Origin of the sequence: Moorella humiferrea, assembly GCF_039233145.1 — a bacterium.
Taxonomy (GTDB): Bacteria; Bacillota; DSM-521; order Neomoorellales; family Neomoorellaceae; genus Neomoorella; species Neomoorella humiferrea.
The window spans coordinates 619,933-643,543 of record NZ_CP136419.1; the positions used below are offsets into that span (position 1 = coordinate 619,933).

Below are 23,611 nucleotides of genomic sequence, written 5' to 3' on the forward strand. Positions count from 1 at the left end.
GACAAAGTTCCGTAAAAGGAGGGCCTCCAGAATGGCCAAATGGTCCTGTTTAGCCTGCGGTTACGTCTATGATCCCGAAGTTGGCGATCCGGACAACGGTATTGCCCCGGGAACGGACTTTGCCGACCTCCCGGAAGATTGGGTCTGCCCTAACTGCGGCCTGGGCAAAGACAATTTTGAACCCCTGTAGCCGGTTACGGGCGGCGCTGTCAGCGCCGCCTTCAAATTATCCCGATTTAAAGAGAAGAAACCTGGACAAAGGGGAATTTAGCAATGTTAATCGTAGGTATCAATGGCAGTCCCAAAAAGGAAGGCAATACGGCTTTTCTGCTGAGGGAAGGACTGGCGGCGGCGGCCGGCGCGGGGGCGGAGACGGCCCTCATCCACGTCGCTGATGCTTTGGCTGACCAGAAAATACCATACTGCACCCAATGCTCAAATCCCTGTCGGGGGGCGTGTTCCCGCAACAACACCTTGGGGGAAGCCTTCGACCTCCTGCGGCGGGCCGACGGGATCCTCCTGGGCAGCCCGGTGTACTTCGGTAGCGTTTCGGCCCAGCTCAAGGCCTTCTGGGATAAAAGCCGCGTTTTGCGCAAGGAAAAGGCCCTGTACAACGTCGTCGGCGCCGGAGTAGCCGTAGGGGGTAGCCGTTTTGGCGGCCAGGAAACGACCCTTAAAGCCCTTTTCGACATGATGCTCATCCAGGGTATGATGATCGTCGGCGACGGCTTCATTGAAGCGGACTGCGGCCATCAGGGCAGCTGCGGCCAGGCTCCGGCCGAAAAGGACGAATTTGCCATTGCGAGGGTTCGTCTTACGGGCAGGCGCCTGGCCGAAGTGGCGGCGGCTACCGCCCCTTTACGCAGGCACCGCCTTTAGGGGGTGAGGGTCGATGCTCCTGCGGGTAGAAGCGGAAAAAAGGGAAGAAGCCATTTTGAGTCCCCTGGCGAGTTTAAGCAGCCGCACCAGGGGCCGCCAGGTACCGGAGGAGCCCTGCCCCATACGTACCGAATACCAGCGGGACCGCGACCGGATTATCCATTCCAAGGCCTTCCGGCGCTTAAAGCACAAGACCCAGGTTTTTATCGCACCGGAAGGAGATCATTACCGCACGCGCCTTACCCACACCCTGGAGGTGGCCCAAATCAGCCGCACCATTGCCCGGGCCCTGCGCTTAAACGAAGACCTGGCGGAAGCCATTGCCCTGGGCCACGACCTGGGTCATACCCCCTTCGGCCATTCCGGGGAAGAAGCCTTGAACGAGGTGGTCCCCGGAGGGTTTAAGCACAACCTTCAGAGCCTGCGGGTGGTGGAAGTCCTTGAAGGCGGCCGCGGCCTGAACCTTACCTGGGAAGTCCGCGACGGCATCGTTCACCATACCGGCCCGGTCAAACCCCAAACCCTGGAAGGGCAGATAATCTGCTATGCCGACCGCATCGCCTACATCAACCATGACATTGACGACGCCCTGCGGGCCGGCATCATTACCAGGGAACAGCTCCCCGTCGAATGTCTGAAAGTGTTGGGGGACACCCACAGGCAGCGCATCGACACCATGGTGACGGACCTCATCCGCTACAGCTGGGAGCAAGGCCGCATCGCCATGAGCCCGGCGGTCCAGCGGGCCACCGATGAGCTGCGCGCCTTCCTTTTTCAAAAAGTCTACATCGGCTCCCCCGCCAAAACGGAAGAAGGCAAGGCCAAAAACCTCCTGAAGCAGCTTTACTATTATTACCTGGAGCACCCGGAAGCTCTGCCGCCGCCCGTCCATCCCCAGGACGATTTACCCCGGCGGGTCTGCGACTATATTGCCGGGATGACCGATCGATTTGCCATTCTCCAGTATACCAGGATTTTTGTACCGACAGGCTTTCCCTCATAAATAATGAAGGTGGGCGGAACCTCTTCGCTCGTCAGGCTATCCGCTCGCCGACGAAGCGGGCGGCAGGATTCCGTCCACCTTCTGGATAATATTTTAGCCATATCCGGCGAACTATATACAGGGCAAACATAGAAATATATAAAGTCACTGCCTCGTTTTAAAAAACGGCTGAAAGAGGGCAAGGAAGACACCCCGGTAGAGAACGTAGAGGGCGCATCCGCCGATGAGGGCGATTAAAATTAAGGCCACCGTTTTACCCATAATTTCATCTCCCTGTTAACTTTTTCGGCTACCTCTAATTTTTAAGTGTATCGCCAGAAGTTGAAACCTATGCGGTAAGACAAAGGTATAATCTGGTAAAGCGGGACAAATAATAGGAAAAAGCGAAAATACGGCCCGAAAAAGAGGATATTTCAATCTGACAGCGAATTGTATTAGCACACCGGGTTCCGGGAAGTGGTGTCCGTGACAGCCGCCTTCAGCCAGGAAGTGATCGAAGAGGTAAAAGAGCGGGTCGACATCGTCGAAGTCATCGCCGGTTATGTGCGGCTGAAAAAGAGCGGCCGCAACTACGTCGGTCTTTGCCCCTTTCATAAAGAAAAAACGCCTTCCTTTACCGTTAGCCCGGATAAGCAGATGTTTTACTGTTTCGGCTGCGGGGTGGGAGGCGACGTTATCGCCTTTTTAATGAAGCAAGACGGCCTCAGCTTTCCCGAAGCGGTAAAGACCCTCGCCGCCAGGGCGGGTATTGATCTGGCCGGAGTTTTAGAAACGCCGGCGGCAAGGCGCCAGAGGGAATGGAAGGAACGCCTGTACCAGCTGGGGGCAGTAGCTGCCAGCTTTTATTATCGCCTTCTCATGCGTCACCCGGCGGCCGCGCCGGCACGCCGCTACCTCATGATGCGGGGGGTTAAAGGGGAAACGGCGCGCCTTTTTGAACTGGGATACGCCCCGGAGACGGGAACGGCCCTCATAGATTACCTGCGGCGCCAGGGTTTCACCCTCGACGATATTGTCCACGCCGGCCTTTGTCTTTCCCGGCCTTCAGGAGGGGCAGTGGATCGCTTCCGGGGCAGGCTCATGTTTCCCATAAAAGACGCCCGCGGCCGGGTCATAGGCTTTGGCGGGCGCACTTTAAACGACGGGCAGCCCAAATATTTAAATTCCCCGGAGACGGCTTTATTTCATAAAGGGAGGCATCTCTATGGCCTGCACCTGGCCCTGCCGGGCATCCGCCGGCAAGGCCAGGCCATCCTCGTGGAAGGCTATATGGATATGATCGCCGCCTGGCAGCACGGCATCAACAATGCAGTCGCCTCCCTGGGAACGGCCCTGACCCATGAGCAGGCCCGGGAGCTTAAAAAATACGCCCGCGAAGTGATTATCGCCTTCGATGCCGACGCGGCGGGCCAGGCCGCCGCCTTGAGGGGCCTTGACATCCTGGCCGGTGCGGGGCTGGAAGTTCGTGTCCTTGAGTTTCCGGAAGGGAAAGATCCCGACGAATTTTTGGCAGCCCGGGGGGCGGAGGCTTTTCAGGAACTGGTAGAGGCCAGCCAGAGCCTGATGGAGTTTATAATCAACAAAGCCGTTGCCGCCCACGATCCCACCCGGCCCCTGGGACGCAAAGCTATTATGGACGCCGTCCTGCCCAGTCTTCGACAGGTACAGGACCCCGTCGAACAGGAAGCCTATATCAGACTGTTGAGCCGCCATACGGGCATTTCGGAAGCCGCCGTAATGGCAGCCATGGGACGGCCGTCGGTGAGAAAGGTCCGGGCCGCTGTAGTCCCGGAAGAACACGGCCGGGGCAAAACTGGAGCGGCGAATCCAGGAGAAACCGGAGTGCTCTACCTGCTTAAGGCTTACTTAGAGAGTCCCCGGCTGGCGGCACTCATCGACGGGGAGCTGGGGGAGGAGTGGGGCGGCGGCCGGGCCATCCAAAGCCTCATTTCCTTTATCCGGGAAAAACGCCGGCAAGAAGGGGAATTAGCAGGGCAGGAGCTGATATCCCTTATAACCGGCCAGGATATGCCGGAATGGAAAATTTTAATGGCCCGCCTGGCAGTGGCCGAAGATTTAGCTCCCGTCGGGGAGCAGGCCGTCAAAAAGGCGGTCCTTCTCTACAAGCTCCACCGGCTTCAGAAGCAGGAAAAGAAAATAAGAATCGACCTGGCCAGGGCGGAAAGGGAAGGCGCCGTCGGCCGGGTACGAGAGCTTCAAGAACAGGTCTTTCACCTCCAGCAGGCTATAAAAACAATAAAGTCCGGAAGGGGGGAGCAGCGGTGAAAGAGGAACAGCAGAGGCAAAAAATCAGGGAGCTGGTAGAAAAGGGCAAGAGTCAGGGCAGCTTAACCTATCGCGAGATTATGGACGCCCTCGAAGGAATCGAGCTTACACCCGAGCAGATCGACGATATATACGAGCATCTAAACCAGATGGGCATAGAAATTTTACCGGAAACCGTAGAACTCGAGGCCCTGGAAAAAGAAGACGAAGCCATCGACACCGACATCGATCTTTCGGTGCCCGACAACGTGGCCATAGATGATCCAGTACGCATGTACCTGAAGGAAATCGGGCGGGTACCCCTGCTGACGCCGGAAGAAGAAATCGAACTGGCCAAAAGGATGGAGCAGGGGGACGAAGAAGCAAAACGCCGCCTGACGGAAGCAAATTTACGCCTGGTGGTGAGCATCGCCAAGCGTTACGTCGGCCGCGGCATGCTGTTTTTGGACCTCATCCAGGAAGGCAACCTGGGCCTAATAAAAGCCGTAGAGAAGTTCGATTATCGTAAAGGCTATAAATTCAGCACCTACGCCACCTGGTGGATTCGCCAGGCCATAACCCGCGCCATAGCCGACCAGGCTCGGACCATCAGAATCCCAGTGCATATGGTCGAAACCATCAACAAGCTTATCCGCGTTCAGCGGCAGCTCCTCCAGGAACTCGGCCGGGAACCCACTCCGGAAGAGATCGCCAAGGAGATGGACGTTCCCGTAGAACGGGTGCGGGAAATCATGAAGATCGCCCAGGAACCTGTATCCCTGGAAACGCCCATCGGCGAAGAAGAAGACAGCCACCTGGGGGATTTCATCGAAGACGAGGACGCCCAGGCACCGGCCGAGGCCGCATCCTTTATGCTTTTGAGGGAGCAGCTGGAAGAGGTCTTAGATTCCTTGACGCCCAGGGAAAAACGGGTGCTGCGCCTGCGCTTCGGCCTGGATGACGGCCGGGCCCGCACCCTGGAGGAAGTAGGCCAGGAATTCGGCGTCACCCGGGAACGCATCCGCCAGATTGAAGCCAAAGCCCTGCGCAAGCTGCGCCACCCAAGCCGCAGCAAAAAGCTCAAGGACTACCTGGAATAAAGGGGATTGATTGGCCATCTACCTGTTGACCAAAACGGCATTCCCGGGTATAATATAAGCGTTGGCTATCCTCGGTAGCTCAATGGTAGAGCGCCCGGCTGTTAACCGGGTGGTTGCAGGTTCGAGTCCTGCCCGGGGAGCCAGAAAGGGCCCATAGCTCAACGGTAGAGCTGCCGGCTCATAACCGGTTGGTTCCTGGTTCGAATCCGGGTGGGCCCACCAAACAAGAAAACAAGGCCAGCAGCGGCGGTCGGGAGGTGACCACGAAGTGCTGGCCTTTTTTAATGGGCTACCGGCCCGCCTGCGGGCCGTCGCCCGCATGGTGCCGCCGGGAAGCCGCCTGGCGGACATCGGCACCGATCACGCTTATCTGCCCATATACCTGGTCACCAGCGGCAGGTGCCCCCGTGTTATTGCCGTTGAAAAAAAATGGGGTCCCTACCGCCGGGCCCTGGCAGCCGTAGCCAATGCCGGCCTTCAGGAGCGGGTAGAGGTGCGCCTGGGAGACGGCTTTGCCCCTTTAAAGCCCGGGGAAGTAGACACGGTAACTATCACCGGTCTTGGCGCCCTTACCCAGCAGGACATCCTGACGACCGGCGCGGCGGTAAGGCAGGCCTTGAGGCGTCTGATCCTCCAGCCCCAGGGGGAAGCCGGGCCGCTGCGCCGCTTCCTTGCCACTATTGGATGGTGCCTGGAAGAAGAAGAGCTGGTATACGAAGGCGGCCACTATTATTTTATCATGGCGGCCGGGCAGGGGGAGAGCCCGGCCTACAGCGATGTTGAGTGGCGTTTCGGTCCCCTTTTGCTCCGGCGCCGTCACCCCCTGTTGGGCGTTTATCTCTTGCAAAGCATGGAAAAACTAAATGCGGCAAGACGCCAGCTGCTTAACGCAAAAAGTGAGCGTGCCCGCGCCAGGCTGGTGGAAGTAGACCGGCAGTTGGAAGACATACGGGAGGTGCTGGCATGGCTGCAAGACTCAGCGAAATAATAGCCGTTATGGAAGCCCTAGCCCCGCCGGAGCTGGCGGCGGAATGGGACAACGTCGGCCTTATGCTGGGAACGCCTGAGGCGGAAGTGCGGCGGATATTGGTCTGCCTGGACGTCACCATGGCAGTAGCGGCAGAAGCTGCCGCTCGGGGGGCCAACCTCATCATCAGCCACCATCCCCTTTTTTTCCGGCCCGTAAAGTCCTTACGCTTCGATAAAGCCCCCGGTAGCCTGGTCCAGCGCCTTATCCAGGACAACATCATGGTTTACGCGGCTCATACCAATTTAGACTGCGCCGAGCTGGGCGTGAGCTACCATCTAGCAGTAAAGCTGGAACTGGAAGACATTCAGGTCCTCCGGCCCACCTATCGGGAGAAATATTACAAGCTCGTTACCTTTGTGCCAGCAGACCATGAAAAAAACGTTCGCGAAGCCATTACCAGGGCCGGGGCGGGATGGATAGGCAATTACTCCGACTGCACCTTCCGGGTGGCCGGCACGGGCACTTTCCTGCCCCTCAGCGGTACTAATCCCTATATAGGGCGGGAAGGGGAAGTCACCGAGGTTAAAGAATACCGTCTGGAAACCATCGTCCCTACCGGCAGGCTGCCGGAAGTCTTGCAGGCCCTCCTCAAGGCCCATCCCTATGAAGAGGTGGCTTACGACATCTACCCCCTGGCCAACGAAGGCCCGGCGGCGGGCATCGGTCGTCTGGGAGTTTTAAACCAGGCCCTCCCCCTCTACGAATTTGCCCTGCAGGTCAAGGAGGCCCTGGGCGCGGCCAGGGTTAATGTGGTAGGCGAAAGGGAACGGAGGGTAAAGAAAGTAGCCGTCTGCGGCGGTGCCGGCAGCGACGTTATGAATACCGCCCTGGCCGCCGGGGCCGACGTCCTGGTAACCGGCGATCTGAAATTCCACGAAGCCCAGGCGGCCGTCAATATGGGACTGGCCGTCATAGACGCGGGTCACTACGCTACCGAAAGGTTGATTGTCCCGGCCCTGGTGACATACCTCCAGGATCAGCTTCAGGAGCGGGAAGTAATGGTCCTGGCCTCCCAGAAGGAACAGGAACCGTGGTACGTACTATAGCAAATTCCGCAGTTGCCGCGCCTCCTTGACAGGTTGGAGCAAGAGGTGTTATATTATAATCCCCGCAGAAACTAAAAAGGTGCTTTTGAGTAAACCGGATGGTCGCGGGCGGCACAACTTTGCCGCCTGAGGAAAGTCCGAGCTCCGTAGGGCAGGGTGCTGGATAACGTCCAGTGGAGGCGACTCCAAGGATAGTGCCACAGAAACAGACCGCCCGGCACATTTGTGCCGGGTAAGGGTGGAAAGGTGAGGTAAGAGCTCACCAGCGGTTAGGCGACTAACCGGCTCGGTAAACCCCACCTGGAGCAAGACCGAATAGGGGGACAAATGGGGTGGCCCGCCCCGTCCCCGGGTAAGGTCGCTTGAGGCGTCAGGCAACTGGCGTCCTAGATAGATGACCATCCAAGACAGAACTCGGCTTACAGGTTTGCTCAAAAGCACTTATTTTATTGGTTATAGACTGCTGGCCGGAGTTATGGCTCACTGAGTGGAGTTATGTCTCACTCAGTGAGCCATTCTCCTTATATCGCTCCATGTTATTGCTATAGTATTTTAACCGCCCTCATTATGCAAGCTGACATGTAGATTTTCATTTTAGTACGGGAAAAATTGTCACAAGAGAAGGTGGACGCACAGGGAGGCGTGATCAGGGCGCTTGGCCCAAAAATTAGGAGCCAGACTTGAAGTACGGAAAATTATATGTATAATTATAAGTAAAGGAGTGGGGACAATGGATATAAATATTAAATCGATGGTTAGCTCTACAGCTTTGTCCAGGTCTTTTGGCAAATACCTCAAGGTCGCCAAAGAAACACCTGTATTTATAATCAAAAACAATGAAGTTACAGGAGTTCTTCTCAATATTGACACTTATAAAGAACTAGTTGAAGCTTATGAGCTTATGCAAGATACCAAACTGGCCCGGGAGGTTTTTGAACAACCCACCGTGAACCCCCTGGAAAAAGACGTTTTTGAAGTCATGAGGGAAGTTGAGGCCAGGGATAATGTACCAGGTTAAACCCAAAAACATTAACCGTTTCAAGCATGATTTTGAGAGGCTAGAAAAAAGGGAAAGGGAAAAAGTGTGGCAGGCATTAAAAACGCTTACTGAAATCCCTGTACCACCTAACGCTATCTGCCTGGAGAAAAATTATTATCGCCTTAAGATAGATAACATCAGAATCCTGTATCAAATCTTGGATGAAAAGATAATTCTTATAGGGGCAATTGTAAAGCGCAATGAAAATACTTACAAGAACTGGAAAAAATATTTTAAATAGCTGTTGTTTGCTTGCTTGACAATGGATCGCTCACAAAAGCAATAAAAATGTCCCTAGAAAGGCTGGTAGAAGAATTAGCCAGCCTTTCTCATAGCGACGGTCCTTCCTGGAATCTGCTTGCCGGGCAAATTTCCCCTAATCCACAAGCCTATTTACAACCGTTAAAAAGAAGGATAGGGCTTCTTTCGCGCAAATATAGGTGTGTCGCCAAACTTTAACCTTCCCTTTCCCCACGGTGTATTTGTCCGCGGGCCAGGGAGGCAAATATGCCGCCCAGGGAAAAAACGGCAAAGACCAGGAAGGCCACGTTCATGCTTCTTAAAAGGAGGGGAGCGGCGGCAGGGGTGAATTGACTTCCCTTTAAATATAAATTAAAAATCAAGGCCACTACTGCCATACTGAAGGCCTGCCCCAAAAGGCGCATTGTTCCCAGAATGGACGAAGCTACGCCGTAATAAGCCCTGGGAGCGGAGCTCATGACGGCATTGGTGTTGGGAGAAGAAAAGAGGGCAAAGCCAAAGCCCATAAACATGAGATTGGCCACGACCAGGGCCATGGGCGTGCGGGCGTTAAACAGGGAAAAAAGGAAAAGGCCGATGGTGTTTAAGGCCATGCCTGTCGACGCCACGATTCGCGGTTCCAGCCGATCCGAAAGCTGCCCCGCCGGCGGCGAAAATAGCACCTGGACGACGGGCTGAACCAAAAGGATCAGGCCGGCGGTCTGGGCCTCCAATCCCCTGACAACCTGGAGGTAAAGGGAAATGATATAGCTTACCGCGTAGGTGGAACTGTAACTTATAAGGGCGGCCAGATTGGAAAAGGTAAAGGCGGAGCTGGATTTAAAAAGGCCTACGTCCAGCAGGGGGAAGGGGGCCCTGCTTTCCTGGAGGACAAATAAAAGAATCCCTCCCAGGCCGAGAACTAAAAGGAGTTTTGGCAGGAACCCCAAAGAAAAACTGGAAGCCCCGTAGATAACGGCGGCCAAACTAGGAACAGAGAGGAGGGCGCCCGATAGATCGAATTTTTCCCGCCGTGGCGTTACCGGCTCCCCTTCGAGTTTGGTCACGGCGATGATGAGGGCGGCAAGACCCAGGACGGCATTAACTCCAAAAAGCAGCCGCCATCCCAGGTAGTGGGTGATGATGCCGCCCAGGAAGGGCCCCGCCGACAGGCCGGTGTACACGGCTGCGACGTTGATGCCCAGGACGCGGCCTCTAGCCTGGGCGGGGAAAAAGGCCACCAGCAGGGCCGTGGCGGTACTGAAAATCATGGCGCTGCTTATACCGTGGAGGGCCCGCGTGGCGATGAGTAAGGGTAGAGAAGGGGCCAGGGACGACAGCAATGAAAACAGGGCGTAGCCGCAGAGGCCGGCCCGGAAGACGCGCGTACGGCCGTAGAGGTCAGCCAACCGGCCAAAGGGCAGGAGAAAAGCGGCCGAGGTCAGCAGAAAGGCCGATACTACCCAATTGAGGTCAAGGGCCCCGGCTTGAAATTCCTCCCCGATGGTCGGAATGGCCAGGTTGATGGAGCTGCCCATAAATGCCGTCAAAAAGGAAGCCAGCGTGCACACCGTTAAGATATAAGTGGCCCTGGTTTCGCTCCGCCTGTTTTCGTCCACCATTCGTCTCTCCTTTTATATACACAGAGAAAGGCATTCTAATGTAATTATATATCTGCTAATTTTGGCGTAAATAGGGAACTAATGCTTTGCGTCAAAATATTTAAGAATGCGGTATTCATTGTCACGCTGGGCGGGACGGAAACCGGCCTCCCGAATGCAGTGGACGATTTCTTCCATACAGGCCCGGTAAGAGGCACCCGCCGCCCGCACCACGTTTTCCTCCAGCATGGTGGAGCCGAAATCATTGGCACCGAAGAAAAGGGCCACCTGGGCTACCTTAAGGCCCTGGGTCACCCAGGAAACCTGGAGGTTGGGGACGTTATCCAGATAGATGCGGGCGAGGGCCAGGACCTTCAAATATTCCGCCGCCCCGGCCTCGGTGCCTCCCAGCTCGGTATTGCCGGGCTGGAAGCTCCAGGGAATGAAGGCAGTAAAACCCCCGGTTTCATCCTGGAGCCGGCGGACGGCCTCCAGATGGGCGATTCTGTCGGCAATAGTTTCGCCCAGGCCGAAAACCATCGTTGCCGTGGACTTCATCCCCAGGGAATGGGCGGCGCGCATCACTTCCAGCCAGCGCGCCGTTTTGGTCTTTTTAGGGCTGACCCGGTCGCGGACTCCGTCTACGAGGATTTCTGCACCCCCGCCGGGCAGGGAATCCAGGCCCGCTTTTTTAAGCCGCCGCAGCACCTCAAATACGGGGAGCTTTTCTTTGCGGGCCAGGTAGTCGATTTCCACCGGTGACAGGGAGTGAAGGGTTACGGGATAGCGGGATTTAATCCAGGCGAAAAGGTCTTCAAACCAGGCAAGGTCCAGATCGGGATTGAGGCCCCCCTGCAGCAAAATCTGGGTACCCCCGGCAGCCAGGGTGGCCTCGATTTTGTTGCCGATCTCTTCGCGGCTTAAAACGTAACCTTCGGCATCTCCGGGCAGGCGGTAAAAAGCGCAGAAGCGGCAGGCGTTGACGCATATATTGGTGTAATTGATATTGCGGTCCACGACAAAGGTGACCGTCCCATCACGATGCAGCCGCTGCCGCACCAGGTTGGCAAGATACCCCATCTCCAGGAGGTCGGCTTCCCGGTATAGGCACTCGCCTTCGTCGGCACTCAACCGTTTACCTTCAAGCACTTTGCAGGCGATAGCTTCGATCACGCTCTCCCCCCCAAATCTCAATGGTAACCGGGTGGGTAAGGAAACCGTCCATGTGGGCCAGACGGTAAAAGGCCAGTAGTCCTTCCAGGTGCGGCCATTCCAGGTCGTAATTTAAAAGGGCAAAATAATCTTCAACAAATTCTGGCTCTACTTCGAGGCGTCCGGCCCCTGCCGCCGCCAGGGCGCCGGGGTGTTCCCGGCTCCAAGCCTTGGCTTTTTGCAGAGCCCGCCAAATGGCGGCAAGCTTATCCGGGTTTTCGGCGGCAAAATCTTTCCTCACCACCCAGAGGGCAAAGACCATGGGCTTGCCGGCAAACCGCAGCCACTCCTCGCCCAGGTCGTAAATGTGGGGGAAGCGGCCGCTGCGAGCGATTTGCAGGGCTTCGTCGCCGATGGTGAGGAGGGCATCGGGGCCCTCCCATTCCGGGAGGCTGCCTGCTGGGCGGGTGAAGTAGGTCGGGGTCACACCGTACCAACGCTTCATGAGGATGCGGAGCAAAACCACACTGGTGGCCGAATAAGGAGTCAGGGAAAGGGGCCGGCCTTCGAGGTCTTCTGCCGGCAAGCGGCTTGCCAGTAAAACACTGCCGACCCTGCCGCGGCAGGAAATGGAGAGCCCCGGGAGGACCAGGGCTTCTCCCGCGAACTGACCGTAGGCCAGGGAAGAGACGGCCGTAACCTCCAGTTCGCCCCGACGGAAAGCGGCGTTCAATACGGCGGGATGGGCGGCGACAATTTTGGCCGGGACCGACACCCGCCCGGCCTCGATGGGGTAGAAAAGGGGCAGGCAGTTGAGGTAGCTCACCCGTCCCAGTCTAGGACGATCCATGGCGGTGGGAACCTCCTTCTCTTTAAACATAGCGGCGGATTTCCCGGTAGAGGGTGTCCCGTTCTACAGGTATCCGGCCGGCCGCCCGGATACTGTTGAGAAAACTTTCGGGTGGCTGGTACTGGGGCGTTGTCGCTCCTGCATCGTGGAAGATGTGTTCTTCCCGCACCGTGCCGTCCAGGTCGTTGACGCCAAAATGGAGGGCGATCTGGGCCAGCTTCGGCCCCATCATTATCCAGAAGGCCTTGATGTGGCGGAAATTGTCCAGAAGCAGGCGGCTGACGGCCAGCACCTTTAAATCGTCGACGCCGGTGGGGCCCGGCAGATGGCTGAAGGCCGTGTTGGTGGGGTGGAAGGCCAGAGGAATAAAGGCCAGGAATCCTCCCGTGCGGTCCTGGAGCTCCCGCAGGGCCAGGAGGTGGTCCACCCGGTCGGCGGCGGTCTCGAAATGTCCGTAGAGCATGGTGGCGTTGGTGGGAATGCCCAGGCGGTGGGCCGTTTCATGTACTTTAAGCCAGCGTCGGCCGTCGATTTTTTTGGCGCACAGGCGCCGGCGCAGGTCGGGGTTGAAGATCTCGGCCCCGCCCCCGGGCAGGGAATCCAGTCCTGCCTGCCGCAGTTCCTGGAGGACGTCGGCTACGGGAAGGCCGGCACGGGAGGCGATAAAATCGATCTCTACGGCGTCAAAGGCCTGGATGCAGGCCCCGGGGGCCGCCCGGCGCACCGTTTTCACTAGTTCCAGGTAATAGTCGTAAGGGAGCTCTGGATTGAGGCCGCCGACGATATGGATCTCGGTGACGCCGGCAGCGGCCGCCGTCCGGGCCTTAGCTTCAACTTCTTCCAGGGTCATGGTGTAGGCCCCCGGGGCATCCTTTTCTTTGCCGAAGGCACACAGTTCGCAGAGATTCTGGCAGACGTTGGTATAATTAATGTGGGCGTTGTTGATGAAATAAACGACATCATCACAGGTCCGCCGTCTTGCCAGGTCGGCCAGGTAGCCGACGGCCAGCAGGTCGCGGCACTCCATGAGGCGGATGCCGTCCTCCCGGGAAAGCCTTTCTCCCGCCTCTACCCTGGCGGCTATGTCTGCCAGTTCTCCCCGTAGAAGCTCCCGGCGAATGAATTCTGACGTCATACGAGACAATTCCGTCAAACTCCTTTCATACAGGGTGCCTGCCGATGTTGTCCGGACAGAGCAGGGTGGGCTTGCGCAACTCTTTGCAGCCACAGTCGTCGTTAAAGGGTATCCGCCCCAGGGCCTTTAGAATTATGCGGCCAAAGGGCGGCGCGGCGGTGAAAAAGAGATCCTTTAAATCCCGATGCTCCCAGGGTTTCACCACACCTTCGCCGTAATTGACGACCAGATAAATGCCGGCATAGCAGGCCCCCATTTCCCGCGCCAGGTAGACCTCCGGGCAGAGGGTCTGTCCCACGACGTCCGACCCCCATTGGCGGAAGAGATTCACCTCGGCCGCGCTTTCGAAGTGACGCCCGTCCGTTACCAGGTAGACACCGCGGTCGAAGACCCGGCCTAAGGGCGCCTCTTTTGCCGCTTCCACCAGGACCCGGTGCAGGGAAGGGCAGATGGGCCGGCGCATTATCGACAGATAGCCTTCCATGAGCCCTACGTCGCGGCGCATGGAAAAATCGATGTAGTCGGTGACCACCACGATGTCCTTGAGGTCCAGGAGGTGGTTGACGCTTCCCACCCCGCCCTCGGCAATAATTTTTTTTACGCCTGCCTGCATAAACGCGTGGAAAAGGCGTTGTGAACTTTCACCCCAGGAGACTCCGGGAATCCGCCCGTGCATCTTGGCCGCCAGGATGCGCCGCGGCGGGTCGCCGGTGATGAAAAGGGTCAGGGGGGCGCTGGGACCCCAGGGGGTGGAAAAGACGAGATCCCGCTCCAGCACCTCCGTCTTTGGATCCTTTAAGGCCTCGGGAAAGTTCAGGCTGTAGGTGCCGGAACCGCCGATAAAGCCGATGTCGGCCTGTACCTTTTTTTCAGCCATCCTCTTCCTCTCCTTCCGGAGGGTAACCCAGACCGCGCAGGTTGTAGGCTATCAGGTCTTTGCCGGCCGCGGTCAAATCGGTGGGGTAGCCATCTTTCAGCCAGCCCATGACTACCTGGTAAAAGGTACCCACAAAAGCCAAGGAGGCCAGGCGGGCGTCCTGGGGTGGGAGGGCGCCCCTTTCCATCTCTTCCCGCACGTCTTCCTCCACCAGCCGGGCTAGGCGGCGCAGCAGGTCGTAGAGCTGCTCGCTAACGGCCGGGTGGCCCGCCGGCGACTGCACCAGCATCACTCGGGCCAGGTCGCGGTGTTCCTGCAACACTTCCAGGGCCGCTTCCATGGAAGCCTTGAGCTTTTCGCGGCCACCCACGGCCTTTTTCCGGGCTTGGGCGATGCGCTCCAGGACCATCTCATATGCCTCATTGACCAGGGCGGCAAAGAGGGCCTCTTTGTTACGCAGGTATAAATAGATGGTACCGACGGCCACCCCGGCCCGGCGGGCAATGTCCTTAATCGACGTACCGTAAAAGCCGTTGCGAGCGAATTCTTCCCTGGCGGCCTGCATAATAGCCTGCAGGCGGCTTTCCAGACGCTGATCGACCTTTTTTGTCCGCCGGTAAACCAAGGGCTTTCCCTCCAATTTTCAAACAATGAACATCGATTCATTTTTTCATCGTCATTTTATATCCTTTATAAAGCGTAGTCAATGGCAACATTTCTTAGCAATTTTTAAGGTTCGATTGCGCCCTTCTTGCTATAATTGAAAATTAGATAAACGAGGGGCAGGAAGGGAGAAGGCAATGACGGTAGAGGCAGTTCCGGTAACGCCCCCCCGATTCCGAAAGGTCAGGTGGCTCCTGGGGGGGTGTATATTTTTACTACTGGTTGGTGCCCTTTTGTGGTGGCAATACGGGCGCCGGGCGGAGGTTAAGTACATAACCGTACCCGTCGCCCAGGGAAGCATCAAAAACGCCATCAACGCTACCGGCACCATCGAGCCGGTAAAGAGCGTCAACCTGGGATTTAAAAACAGCGGCATCATCAAGGCGATCTATGTCAAGCCTGGGGACGCCGTCAAAGCCGGGCAGGTGCTGGCCGTTCAGGACACTGCGGAGCTGGAAGCGCAGCTGGCCCAGGCCCAGGCGAGCTATAACAGCGCCGCGGCCAACCTGCAGAAGCTGGAAGCCGGGGCCACGGCCGCAGAGATCGCCCAGGCGGAAGCCAACGTAGAAACCGCCAGGATCGCCTACAACGACGCGGCGGCCGCGGCGGAAAGGAACAAGGCCTTATTTGAAGCCGGGGCCCTTTCCAAAGCCGAGCTGGACAGCGCCGTAAGCGCGCGGGACAGCTCGGCCGCCAAACTCCGGCAGGCCGAAGCGGCCCTAGAAGATTTAAAAAACGGCAGCCGGCCGGAAGAGATCGCCGCGGCGCGGGCCCAGGTAGAAGCGGCGAAGGCGCAGGTAGAGCTGGCCCGGAACAACCTGGAAAGCGCCCAGCTGCGCGCGCCGTGGGACGGCATCATCAGCGCCGTGAACGGCGAGGTGGGATATAGGGTCGGCAGCAGCACAGATAACAGCAACTCCAGTTTCATCACTATGATTACCCCGACTTTGCAGCTGCGGGCGAAGGTAAACGAGGCCGACATCAATAAAGTAAAGGTCGGCCAGGAAGTCAGCTTTACCGTCAACGCCATACCCGGAAAGGAAATGAGGGGTAAAGTGGCCTGGATCGCCCCCGAAGCCCAGACGGTATCTAACGTCCAGCTTTATGATGTCGTAATATCTTTGGACCCTGAGCCTTCCCTTAAAGCCGGCATGACGGCCAGCGTCGACTTTATCCTTGACCGCAAGGACAACGTCTTGACCATACCCGAAGCGGCCCTCACCTTTGCCAGAACCTACCTGGCCGGTAGCGAGGGAAACGGCGGCCGGAGCGGCGCGGCGGTCGGGGGCGACCGCAGTACCTCCGGCGGCAGGACGATTCCGGGCGGCGTTCCAGGGACGACCACAAATGATAACGGAAGTGCTGGTAGATCGGAGGCGGGGGCCGCAGGGGGCCATACTGCCGGCACCACTGTACTCGTGTTAGAAAACGGCCGGCCGGTGCCCCGGCAGATCGTCACCGGCGCCAGCGACGAGAGCAACGTCGAAGTAGTGAGCGGGCTTGCTGCAGGGGAAGCCGTCGTCGTCGGCACCAGCACATCGGCCAGGACGTCTAGTAGTACCCAGACCAGGTCCTTCATGGGCCCCGGACCCGTGCAGGTAAGGCAGCCGGCCCGGACGACGACCGGGAGGTAAAGGAAGTGGCCGCACCCGTCATCCAGCTAGAAGGAGTGACCCGGGTCTACGCCAGCGGCGAGAACCGGGTACACGCCCTGCGGGGTATAGATTTAAAGATCGAGGCCGGAGAAATGGTAGCCATCATGGGAGCGTCCGGGTCAGGCAAATCGACCCTGATGCACATCCTGGGGTGTCTGGATAAACCCACCGGCGGCCGCTATCTATTAAACGGGCAGGACATCACCAGGCTCACGCCGGACCAGCTGGCCTACATCCGCAACCGGCAGATCGGCTTTGTCTTCCAGAGCTTTAACCTCATCGGCAACCTAACGGCGTGGGAAAACGTTGCCCTGCCGTTGATATACGCCGGCGTACCCCGACGGGAAATGAAGGAACGGTCCCTGGCCGCCTTGAAACAGGTAGGCCTGGAAGGCCGGGAACACCATCTGCCCAACCAGCTTTCCGGCGGGCAGCAGCAGCGGGTGGCCATCGCCCGCGCCCTGGTCAACGACCCGGCCATTATCCTGGCCGACGAACCCACAGGCGCCCTGGACACCCGCACCAGCATCGAAGTGATGGCCATCTTCCAAGGGCTGCACCGCGAACGAGGGCTTACGGTGGTCATCGTCACCCACGAACCCGACATTGCCGCCTACTGCCGGCGGCTGGTACGCCTGCGCGACGGCCTGATCATCGCCGACGAAGCCATAAACCAACCCCGCCAGGCGGAAAAAGAGCTGGTGGCGGCCATAGGGGAGAGGAAAGCATGAACTTCAGGGCGGCCTTGACCGTAGCTTGGCGGGGGCTCATGGCCAACAAGATGCGCTCTTTACTTACCATGCTGGGGATCATAATCGGCGTTGCCGCCGTAATCATTATGGTCAGCATTGGCCAGGGCGCTACGGCCCAGGTCACCGAAAGGATAGCCCGCATGGGGTCCAACATCCTGATGGTGCGCCCCGGGACGGGGTTCGGGCCGGTGCGCGGCGCCGCCGGTATAAACACCCTGACCTTAACCGACGCCGAAGCCATAGCCGCCCTTCCCCTGGTAGAAAACGTCGCCCCGGAAGTCAACCAGCAGGCCACGGCCGCAGCCGGGAGCCAGACCTGGAGCACCACCGTCAAAGGCACCACCACCGCCTACATAAAGATCAGGAACCTGGAAACGACGGCCGGCTCCTTTTTCACCGACGAAGACGTCGTTTACGCCAGGCAGGTAGCCGTCCTCGGTCCCACGGTAGAAGCCAACCTCTTTCCCGGCGGCAGCGCCGTAGGGAAAACCATCACCATAAACAACCTCAGGTTCACCGTCGTCGGCGTCCTCAAAGCCCAGGGCGGCGGCATGGGTGGCCAGGACCAGGACGACATGATCTACATCCCCGTCACCACCGCCCAGCAGCGCTTCAGCGGCAGCAAGAATGTCCAGGTCATCAACGTCCAGGCCCGGGACGCCGCCAGCCTCAGCACGGTGCAGGACGAAGTAACGAGCTTACTACGCCGGCGGCACCGTTTAAGCGATCAGAAAGAAGACGACTTTAACATCCAGAACATGACGGCCATCATGGAGACGGTAGAGGCCACCACCCGGACCATGACCCTCCTTTTAGCCGGAGTGGCGGCTGTATCCCTTTTAGTGGGAGGCATCGGCATCATGAACATCATGCTGGTGTCCGTGACCGAACGCACCCGGGAAATCGGCATCCGCATGGCCGTAGGGGCCACCAGCGGGGCGATTTTAAGCCAGTTCCTCATCGAAGCCCTGGTATTAAGCCTGGCCGGCGGTATAATCGGGATGCTGGCCGGGTTTACCGGCAGCCGCCTGATAGCTATGCTGGCCGGCTGGCCGGCCGTCATCGCTCCGGGTTCCATCCTCCTGGCCATAGGCTTTTCGGCCCTGGTGGGGGTCTTCTTCGGCTACTATCCGGCCCGCCGGGCCGCCACGGCCGACCCCATCGAGGCTTTGCGGTATGAATAGTCGATTATACTTGCCCCCTGTAGAAAAAGGGGGCTTTATATTTTTTATAACTTAATAAAAGCATCAGTGAAAAGCAAATAAAAAGGCCAGAAAAAATAATAATTGAAAGATAATAAGGCCATCAGAAACAGAATAAAAAAGACTTTTTTCGACTACTTATTCCAATATCTTTAGAAAGTATTTCTCTAATATTTTTTACTTTGCAGCAGGAATCTCCGGTTTTATAGAGAATTATTATGACATAAAACATTGGTAAAGGGGAAAAAAGCTATTTAAAGAATAAAATACGGCTTTCATGCCAATTATTTTCTTGATTACTTAATAAAGCCGATGCAAAAAGTATGGGGTATAAGATGAATACAAAGCGAGGACCGGCAGATCTAAAACTCTTACAGGAAATGAATCGGGCGCAGGTACTAGAAACTATCCGCGCTTATGGGCCCATTGCCCGGGTAGACATTGCCCGCAAAACGCAATTGAGCCCCACTACCGTTGCCACCCTGGTAAACGATCTTATTGCCGAGGGCTGGGTGAGAAGTGCGGGGGAGGGCGAATCCCGCGGCGGCCGTAAACCGACTCTTCTGGAATTCAACGCTAAGGCGGGCTATATTATTGCAGTTGATGTTACCGATACTTTGCTTACTGTAGCCCGCACCGACTTGAATGCACGGGAATTGGAAGAAGAACGTTCCGTACCTCATAGATTTACCGGCCACGCCCTGGCGGAACTGATCGGCGAAACGGTTGGAACTATTATCGATAGTATGAAGGCCAGGAAATTAAACATCGCTGGAATTGGCATATCTACCCCCGGCCTGGTGGACGCCGATACCGGTATAGTACGCTATTCCCTGAAACTTAATTGGATGGACTTACCTTTGGGGTCTATGCTAAAGAAGCGCTTTGATTTAACGGTATATGTGGAGAACGATACCAATGCCGCGGCCCTGGGCGAGAAATGGTTCGGAGCAGGGCGCCCCTTTGAAAACATGGTTTATGTGACGGTAGGCAGCGGGGTAGGGGCTGGATTGATCCTCGGTGGGCGGATTTTTCGCGGTATAACCGGCAGTGCCGGTGAATTAGGCCATATGAGCATCGATAAAGGCGGAGAAAGGTGCGAATGTGGCAATATAGGTTGTCTGGAGAATCTGGTCGCCTGGCCGGCCATCTGGGCGCGGGTAACCAAAGCGATGAAGAGGGGGGTGCCAACGGTGATTACCGAGTTGGTCGACAACATCGACCAGGTGACCCCGGAGATCCTGAATAAAGCAGCATGGGCCAGCGATCAACTGGCGGTCAACGCCCTGACAGAAGCCGGGGTAAGTCTGGGGATCGGCCTAGCCAACCTTGTTAACCTTTTAAACCCTGAGGCTATTATCCTGGGAGGGGAACTAATCGGCAAAGACAGCTTTATCCTCCAGCATGTCCAGAAAACTATGGCCACCCACGGTCTGCGGGTGCCGGGTGCCGCAGTCCGCTTGCTTCCCCATCAACTGGGCGAAAAGGCGCGTTTGTACGGCGTTGCAGGAATTGTGCTTCACAACCTCCTTGCGACTCGTTTCTGGTCGTCAGGCCTTGACACCAGTGCCGAACCTGTATTTCCTCAGTAAAGATGTTTAAAGAGGTTATACAGGAGGTGATTATCACTGAAACACAAATAACTTCTTTGAAATTTTAGGTTAAATAATATTTAAGGGAGAGGTATATAAATGAATAATTTTCCTAACCTATTTAAACCTATTCGTATTGGCAATTTGGAGTTACCCAACCGCATAGTTCATGTGCCTACCGACATCAGTTCTTCCCATGCCGATGGCTCGGTGAGCGAGCGGGATATCATTCATCACGCGGAAATCGCCAAGGGGGGTACGGGTTTCATTATCGTCGGCGCCACCAGCCCGGATGGTAAAACCGGCCGGCCGACGGTTACTTCCCTGGTGGCCGACGGCGATAATTACATACCCGGTCTGGCCCGCTTGGCCGAAGCCATGCATCGATATGGAGCCAAATGCGCCGTACAGCTACAGCATCCCGGCCGTCAGGCGGCCATTCCCCGCTATAATACCATGTCTACCAACGATATGGTCATCAAAGTTCCCTGGTCGGCCGGGCATGAGGTAGTGTATGCCAACGCCGAGGAAAAGGGTAAAGAAGCAAGGGCCATGACGGTAGAAGAAGTGCTTGATATGATTGAACTTTTCTCCGAGGCAGCCTGGCGTGTGCAGCAGGCCGGCTTCGACGCTGTAGAACTCCACGCCGCCCACGGTTACCTGCTGGCCCAGTTCATGAGCCCTTACACCAACCGCCGCAACGATCGTTTCGGCGGATCCCTGGAGAACCGGATGCGCTTCCCCCTGGCTATAATCGACCAGATCCACAAAAAGTGCGGTCGTGATTTCCCCGTCTTGGTCCGTTTCTCTGTAGATGAGTGGATTCCCGGTGGGCGCGACCTTGAAGAGAGTAAAATAGTGGCCCGCATGTTTGAGGAAGCAGGAGTCGCCGCCTTGGACTTGAGCCAGTGCATAACCGAAACCCCCGGCGCCGGCTTTGACCCCATGTATTACCAGCAAGGTTGGACCATGTACGCTTCCGAGGCTATCAAAAAGGTCGTCAGCATACCGGTGATCAACAGCCATACTTTACGCGATCCCGAATACTGTGAGCAAATCCTGGCTGAAGGCAAAACCGACCTGGTCGGCCTTTCTCGCCAGCTCCTTGCCGATCCTTACTGGCCGGTTAAGGCTAAATTAGGTAAAGTTCGTGAAATACGGAAATGCATTTCCTGCCTGGTGGGTTGCTGGCAGGAATCCATGCTGGCCAAGAAAGAAATCCGTTGCGCTATCAACCCCGCGGTGGGCGATGCTCGTTATGCCCGCATGCAAAAAGCCAAACAGACTATGAACATTGCCGTTGTGGGTGGCGGCCCGGCCGGAATGGAGGCAGCGCGGGTGGCTACTATTCGCGGCCATAAAGTGACTATTTTCGAAAAGACCGGTGAGCTTGGCGGGGCCATTCTGGGCTGCTGCCTGGTACCGGGGAAGGAAAAAATGAAGTGGTACGCCGACTGGATTCGCTACCAGATCAAATCCCTAGGGGTGGAAGTTCGCTATCGAACCCAGCCGACCGTCGATGATCTGCGCGCCTACGACGTCATCGTCAACGCCACCGGTGCCAGTTCCTATCTTCCCGACCTGCCCAGGGCAAATGGCAGCAATGTCGTCCGGTTCGAGGAAGTAATGGCCTGCCCGAAGCGGACCTGCGAGTACAATCCTGGCGACCGGCAGATGGCCCGTGTCGGTGAGCGGGTAATCCTGTGGGGTGACCACTTCCAGGCCGTCGATACGGCCCAGTTCCTGGCTTCCATCGGCAAGCAGGTAACGATTATCACGCCGAACAAAGAACTGGGATCCACCATTGAACCCGTGCACATGTATGTGGTACGCAAGCGCTTCAACCAAACCGACGCCGAAGCATTAACCTCTAAACCTTACCGTTACCCAGTTAAGGTGATTACCAGCGCCACCCTCCTGGAAATACGCGAGGATGCAGTCGTCATTATGGATCGAGAATTTAACCGCACCATCATACCCGCCGATACAGTAGTCATTTGCCAGGTAAAACCAAATGACGCTCTATTCCACGAGCTTCTGGCCGCCGGCCTCAAGGTGGTCAACGTAGGCGACGCCGTCCGTCCTCGCAATTTAAAGGCAGCCGTTTCCGAAGGCGCCAATTTCGGGCTTATGGTCGACGGCGATACATTATTCAACCCCAACGGCGCCTTGATGGACGATATTCCCCTGGACGTCCGGCTGGAGCTCAGCCGTTAGCGGTGGGAGGTGAGGCTGCTACAACAGTTTAAAAATGGAGGCGGAAGGGGGTCAGGTGCGATAGAGGCATAGAGCAACATAGCCATATTTGAAAGTCACCAACATCACCTCTCATTTTACTTAACCCCTAAGGAGGGAGGACTATTAATGTTTGGCAAATATAGTAAGAAAGTCGGATTTAGCCGGGGTGTCATTTTCATTCTGGTGCTAGTCCTGGTGGCCTCCCTTTCCCTGGCCGGATGCGGCGGCAGCAAAGGTTCAGCCACGGATGCCGGTAAATCCGGCCAGTCCGGCCAGGCGGGACAAACAACAAAAAAATCAGGCTTCAATATCGCCCTGCTTGACGGGACCAACGCCAACGCCTGGCGCATCCAGATGGAACAGAATATGCAGCAAGTGGCCGACAGGTTTAAATCTCAAGGGATAATCAGCAACTACTCCGTCTATGTAGCTAACAACGATGCTACCACCCAGGCCCAGCAAATGGATCAGCTGATCAATTCCGGCGTAGATGCCATCCTTATAAACCCGGTATCGGCTACGGCCCTGGCCCCGGTTATCGACAAAGCAGTAAGCAAAGGGATCCTTGTCATGGCCATAGATCAGCATATCAACCATCCCAAGGTTATTAGCGTAACCAATGACCAGTATGAATGGGCCCGCATCCAGGCCGAATGGCTGGCCAAGCAGCTGAACGGCAAGGGCGACATCCTGCAGTTCGACGCCATGGCCGGCGCCCCGGCCAATGAAGTCAGGCATCAGGCTTTCGCCGATGTTCTGGCCAAATACCCTGGTATCAAGGTCTTGAAACAGGTCAATATGGACTGGGATGAGGGCAAGGCCAAGCAGCTGATGACGAGCCTGCTTTCAACATATCCCAAGTTTGACGGCATTTTATGCCAGGACGGGGCCGCGGTGGGCATAATCAACGCCCTCCAGGAAGCCAACCACCCGCTGCCCAAGGCTATAACCAGTGACGAGTGGATCGCTTACCTGCGCCTGTGGTATGACATCAACCAGAAGAACCCCAATAATCCCTTGAACGCCATAATCGTGGAGAATCCTCCCGGTATCGGTGCCGATGGTTTGATGATTGCCGTCAATCTGCTCCAAGGTAAAAAACTCAAAGACGGCGTTCTGACCTCCGATCCCATGGATAAAGAGAATAAGAACGCCATTATGATCAAGCCTACCGTGATCATCACCAACGATAACCTTAAGGAATGGTACGAGAAGACGAAGGATAAGCCTGACACTTATTATATCGATAGCGTTTTGCCGCAAGAAGAAATCGATAAATTGTTCCAGTAGGG

The 23,611-nt window shown here is 56.7% G+C and carries 21 protein-coding genes, 2 tRNA genes and 1 other RNA gene; 18 read left to right on the plus strand and 6 right to left on the minus strand.

Annotation, left to right across the window (positions count from 1 at the left end):
- Window positions 1-31: 31 nt before the first annotated feature.
- The 12 genes from rd (at window position 32) to MHFGQ_RS03195 (ending at window position 8,603) form a co-directional block, all read left to right on the plus strand.
- Window positions 32-190 (plus strand): rubredoxin, encoded by a 159-nt coding sequence (gene rd / locus MHFGQ_RS03140; RefSeq protein WP_106004433.1) that lies wholly within the window; start codon window positions 32-34, stop codon window positions 188-190.
- A gap of 83 nt (window positions 191-273) precedes the next feature.
- A complete protein-coding gene (locus tag MHFGQ_RS03145) occupies window positions 274-879 on the plus strand; it encodes a flavodoxin family protein (protein ID WP_106004432.1) in 606 nt (201 codons plus the stop codon).
- A 13-nt stretch (window positions 880-892) separates the two neighbouring features.
- Window positions 893-1,882, plus strand: coding sequence for a deoxyguanosinetriphosphate triphosphohydrolase (locus MHFGQ_RS03150; RefSeq protein ID WP_106004431.1), 990 nt, complete (start codon window positions 893-895; stop codon window positions 1,880-1,882).
- Between the two features lie 465 nt (window positions 1,883-2,347).
- Window positions 2,348-4,168, plus strand: a complete 1,821-nt coding sequence (dnaG, locus tag MHFGQ_RS03155) for a DNA primase (RefSeq protein WP_106004430.1) — start codon at window positions 2,348-2,350, stop codon at window positions 4,166-4,168.
- A complete protein-coding gene (gene rpoD / locus MHFGQ_RS03160) occupies window positions 4,165-5,247 on the plus strand; it encodes an RNA polymerase sigma factor RpoD (protein ID WP_106004429.1) in 1,083 nt (360 codons plus the stop codon). The genes dnaG and rpoD overlap by 4 nt, the downstream gene beginning before the upstream one ends.
- Window positions 5,248-5,315: 68 nt before the next feature.
- Window positions 5,316-5,390, plus strand: a tRNA-Asn gene (locus tag MHFGQ_RS03165).
- A 4-nt stretch (window positions 5,391-5,394) separates the two neighbouring features.
- A tRNA-Ile gene (locus MHFGQ_RS03170) sits at window positions 5,395-5,469 on the plus strand.
- Between the two features lie 46 nt (window positions 5,470-5,515).
- The gene (locus MHFGQ_RS03175; RefSeq protein WP_170066137.1) at window positions 5,516-6,235 is read left to right on the plus strand and encodes a tRNA (adenine(22)-N(1))-methyltransferase; all 720 of its coding nucleotides are present in this window, start codon (window positions 5,516-5,518) and stop codon (window positions 6,233-6,235) included.
- Window positions 6,211-7,323, plus strand: coding sequence for a Nif3-like dinuclear metal center hexameric protein (locus MHFGQ_RS03180; protein ID WP_106004428.1), 1,113 nt, complete (start codon window positions 6,211-6,213; stop codon window positions 7,321-7,323). The genes MHFGQ_RS03175 and MHFGQ_RS03180 overlap by 25 nt, the downstream gene beginning before the upstream one ends.
- 86 nt (window positions 7,324-7,409) lie before the next feature.
- An RNA gene (gene rnpB, locus MHFGQ_RS03185) (RNase P RNA component class A) lies at window positions 7,410-7,761 on the plus strand.
- A gap of 292 nt (window positions 7,762-8,053) precedes the next feature.
- Window positions 8,054-8,341 (plus strand): type II toxin-antitoxin system prevent-host-death family antitoxin, encoded by a 288-nt coding sequence (locus MHFGQ_RS03190; RefSeq protein WP_106004620.1) that lies wholly within the window; start codon window positions 8,054-8,056, stop codon window positions 8,339-8,341.
- Window positions 8,328-8,603 carry a type II toxin-antitoxin system RelE family toxin gene (locus MHFGQ_RS03195; protein ID WP_106004427.1) on the plus strand — a complete coding sequence of 92 codons (276 nt, stop codon included), beginning with the start codon at window positions 8,328-8,330 and terminating at the stop codon, window positions 8,601-8,603. The genes MHFGQ_RS03190 and MHFGQ_RS03195 overlap by 14 nt, the downstream gene beginning before the upstream one ends.
- Before the next feature lie 214 nt (window positions 8,604-8,817).
- Here the strand turns inward: MHFGQ_RS03195 and MHFGQ_RS03200 are convergent, their stop codons facing one another.
- From MHFGQ_RS03200 to MHFGQ_RS03225, 6 genes are all read right to left on the minus strand, one after another.
- A complete protein-coding gene (locus MHFGQ_RS03200; RefSeq protein WP_106004426.1) occupies window positions 8,818-10,224 on the minus strand; it encodes an MFS transporter in 1,407 nt (468 codons plus the stop codon).
- 78 nt (window positions 10,225-10,302) lie between these two features.
- Window positions 10,303-11,376, minus strand: coding sequence for a cyclic dehypoxanthinyl futalosine synthase (mqnC, locus tag MHFGQ_RS03205; protein ID WP_106004425.1), 1,074 nt, complete (start codon window positions 11,374-11,376; stop codon window positions 10,303-10,305).
- Complete coding sequence (locus tag MHFGQ_RS03210; RefSeq protein WP_106004619.1) at window positions 11,345-12,205, minus strand: menaquinone biosynthetic enzyme MqnA/MqnD family protein; 861 nt, start codon at window positions 12,203-12,205, stop codon at window positions 11,345-11,347. The genes mqnC and MHFGQ_RS03210 overlap by 32 nt, the downstream gene beginning before the upstream one ends.
- Before the next feature lie 22 nt (window positions 12,206-12,227).
- A complete protein-coding gene (gene mqnE, locus MHFGQ_RS03215) occupies window positions 12,228-13,340 on the minus strand; it encodes an aminofutalosine synthase MqnE (protein ID WP_170066163.1) in 1,113 nt (370 codons plus the stop codon).
- 25 nt (window positions 13,341-13,365) lie between these two features.
- A complete protein-coding gene (locus tag MHFGQ_RS03220; protein ID WP_106004423.1) occupies window positions 13,366-14,217 on the minus strand; it encodes an MTAP family purine nucleoside phosphorylase in 852 nt (283 codons plus the stop codon).
- Window positions 14,210-14,842 carry a TetR/AcrR family transcriptional regulator gene (locus MHFGQ_RS03225; protein WP_106004422.1) on the minus strand — a complete coding sequence of 211 codons (633 nt, stop codon included), beginning with the start codon at window positions 14,840-14,842 and terminating at the stop codon, window positions 14,210-14,212. Before MHFGQ_RS03225 ends, MHFGQ_RS03220 begins: the two co-directional genes overlap by 8 nt.
- A gap of 175 nt (window positions 14,843-15,017) precedes the next feature.
- Here MHFGQ_RS03225 and MHFGQ_RS03230 point away from each other — a divergent pair, with 175 nt between their 5' ends.
- The 6 genes from MHFGQ_RS03230 (at window position 15,018) to MHFGQ_RS03255 (ending at window position 23,609) form a co-directional block, all read left to right on the plus strand.
- On the plus strand, window positions 15,018-16,514 hold the full coding sequence (locus MHFGQ_RS03230) for an HlyD family secretion protein (RefSeq protein ID WP_106004421.1): 1,497 nt from the start codon (window positions 15,018-15,020) through the stop codon (window positions 16,512-16,514).
- Between the two features lie 5 nt (window positions 16,515-16,519).
- A complete protein-coding gene (locus MHFGQ_RS03235) occupies window positions 16,520-17,266 on the plus strand; it encodes an ABC transporter ATP-binding protein (protein ID WP_106004420.1) in 747 nt (248 codons plus the stop codon).
- Window positions 17,263-18,471 (plus strand): ABC transporter permease, encoded by a 1,209-nt coding sequence (locus MHFGQ_RS03240; RefSeq protein WP_106004419.1) that lies wholly within the window; start codon window positions 17,263-17,265, stop codon window positions 18,469-18,471. The genes MHFGQ_RS03235 and MHFGQ_RS03240 overlap by 4 nt, the downstream gene beginning before the upstream one ends.
- 353 nt (window positions 18,472-18,824) lie before the next feature.
- On the plus strand, window positions 18,825-20,081 hold the full coding sequence (locus MHFGQ_RS03245; RefSeq protein WP_170066136.1) for an ROK family transcriptional regulator: 1,257 nt from the start codon (window positions 18,825-18,827) through the stop codon (window positions 20,079-20,081).
- A 99-nt stretch (window positions 20,082-20,180) separates the two neighbouring features.
- A complete protein-coding gene (locus tag MHFGQ_RS03250) occupies window positions 20,181-22,298 on the plus strand; it encodes an FAD-dependent oxidoreductase (protein WP_106004417.1) in 2,118 nt (705 codons plus the stop codon).
- A gap of 147 nt (window positions 22,299-22,445) precedes the next feature.
- On the plus strand, window positions 22,446-23,609 hold the full coding sequence (locus MHFGQ_RS03255) for a substrate-binding domain-containing protein (protein WP_106004416.1): 1,164 nt from the start codon (window positions 22,446-22,448) through the stop codon (window positions 23,607-23,609).
- Window positions 23,610-23,611 lie beyond the last annotated feature (2 nt).

What these genes read in the sequence shown, in the direction of transcription:
- rd (WP_106004433.1), top strand. Translation starts at nt 32, where the DNA reads ATGGCCAAATGGTCCTGTTTAGCCTGCGGTTACGTCTATGATCCCGAA.
- MHFGQ_RS03145 (WP_106004432.1), top strand. Translation starts at nt 274, where the DNA reads ATGTTAATCGTAGGTATCAATGGCAGTCCCAAAAAGGAAGGCAATACG.
- MHFGQ_RS03150 (WP_106004431.1), top strand. Translation starts at nt 893, where the DNA reads ATGCTCCTGCGGGTAGAAGCGGAAAAAAGGGAAGAAGCCATTTTGAGT.
- MHFGQ_RS03180 (WP_106004428.1), top strand. Translation starts at nt 6,211, where the DNA reads ATGGCTGCAAGACTCAGCGAAATAATAGCCGTTATGGAAGCCCTAGCC.
- MHFGQ_RS03190 (WP_106004620.1), top strand. Translation starts at nt 8,054, where the DNA reads ATGGATATAAATATTAAATCGATGGTTAGCTCTACAGCTTTGTCCAGG.
- MHFGQ_RS03195 (WP_106004427.1), top strand. Translation starts at nt 8,328, where the DNA reads ATGTACCAGGTTAAACCCAAAAACATTAACCGTTTCAAGCATGATTTT.
- MHFGQ_RS03200 (WP_106004426.1), bottom strand. Translation starts at nt 10,224, where the DNA reads ATGGTGGACGAAAACAGGCGGAGCGAAACCAGGGCCACTTATATCTTA.
- MHFGQ_RS03210 (WP_106004619.1), bottom strand. Translation starts at nt 12,205, where the DNA reads ATGGATCGTCCTAGACTGGGACGGGTGAGCTACCTCAACTGCCTGCCC.
- mqnE (WP_170066163.1), bottom strand. Translation starts at nt 13,340, where the DNA reads ATGACGTCAGAATTCATTCGCCGGGAGCTTCTACGGGGAGAACTGGCA.
- MHFGQ_RS03220 (WP_106004423.1), bottom strand. Translation starts at nt 14,217, where the DNA reads ATGGCTGAAAAAAAGGTACAGGCCGACATCGGCTTTATCGGCGGTTCC.
- MHFGQ_RS03230 (WP_106004421.1), top strand. Translation starts at nt 15,018, where the DNA reads ATGACGGTAGAGGCAGTTCCGGTAACGCCCCCCCGATTCCGAAAGGTC.
- MHFGQ_RS03240 (WP_106004419.1), top strand. Translation starts at nt 17,263, where the DNA reads ATGAACTTCAGGGCGGCCTTGACCGTAGCTTGGCGGGGGCTCATGGCC.
- MHFGQ_RS03245 (WP_170066136.1), top strand. Translation starts at nt 18,825, where the DNA reads ATGAATACAAAGCGAGGACCGGCAGATCTAAAACTCTTACAGGAAATG.
- MHFGQ_RS03250 (WP_106004417.1), top strand. Translation starts at nt 20,181, where the DNA reads ATGAATAATTTTCCTAACCTATTTAAACCTATTCGTATTGGCAATTTG.
- MHFGQ_RS03255 (WP_106004416.1), top strand. Translation starts at nt 22,446, where the DNA reads ATGTTTGGCAAATATAGTAAGAAAGTCGGATTTAGCCGGGGTGTCATT.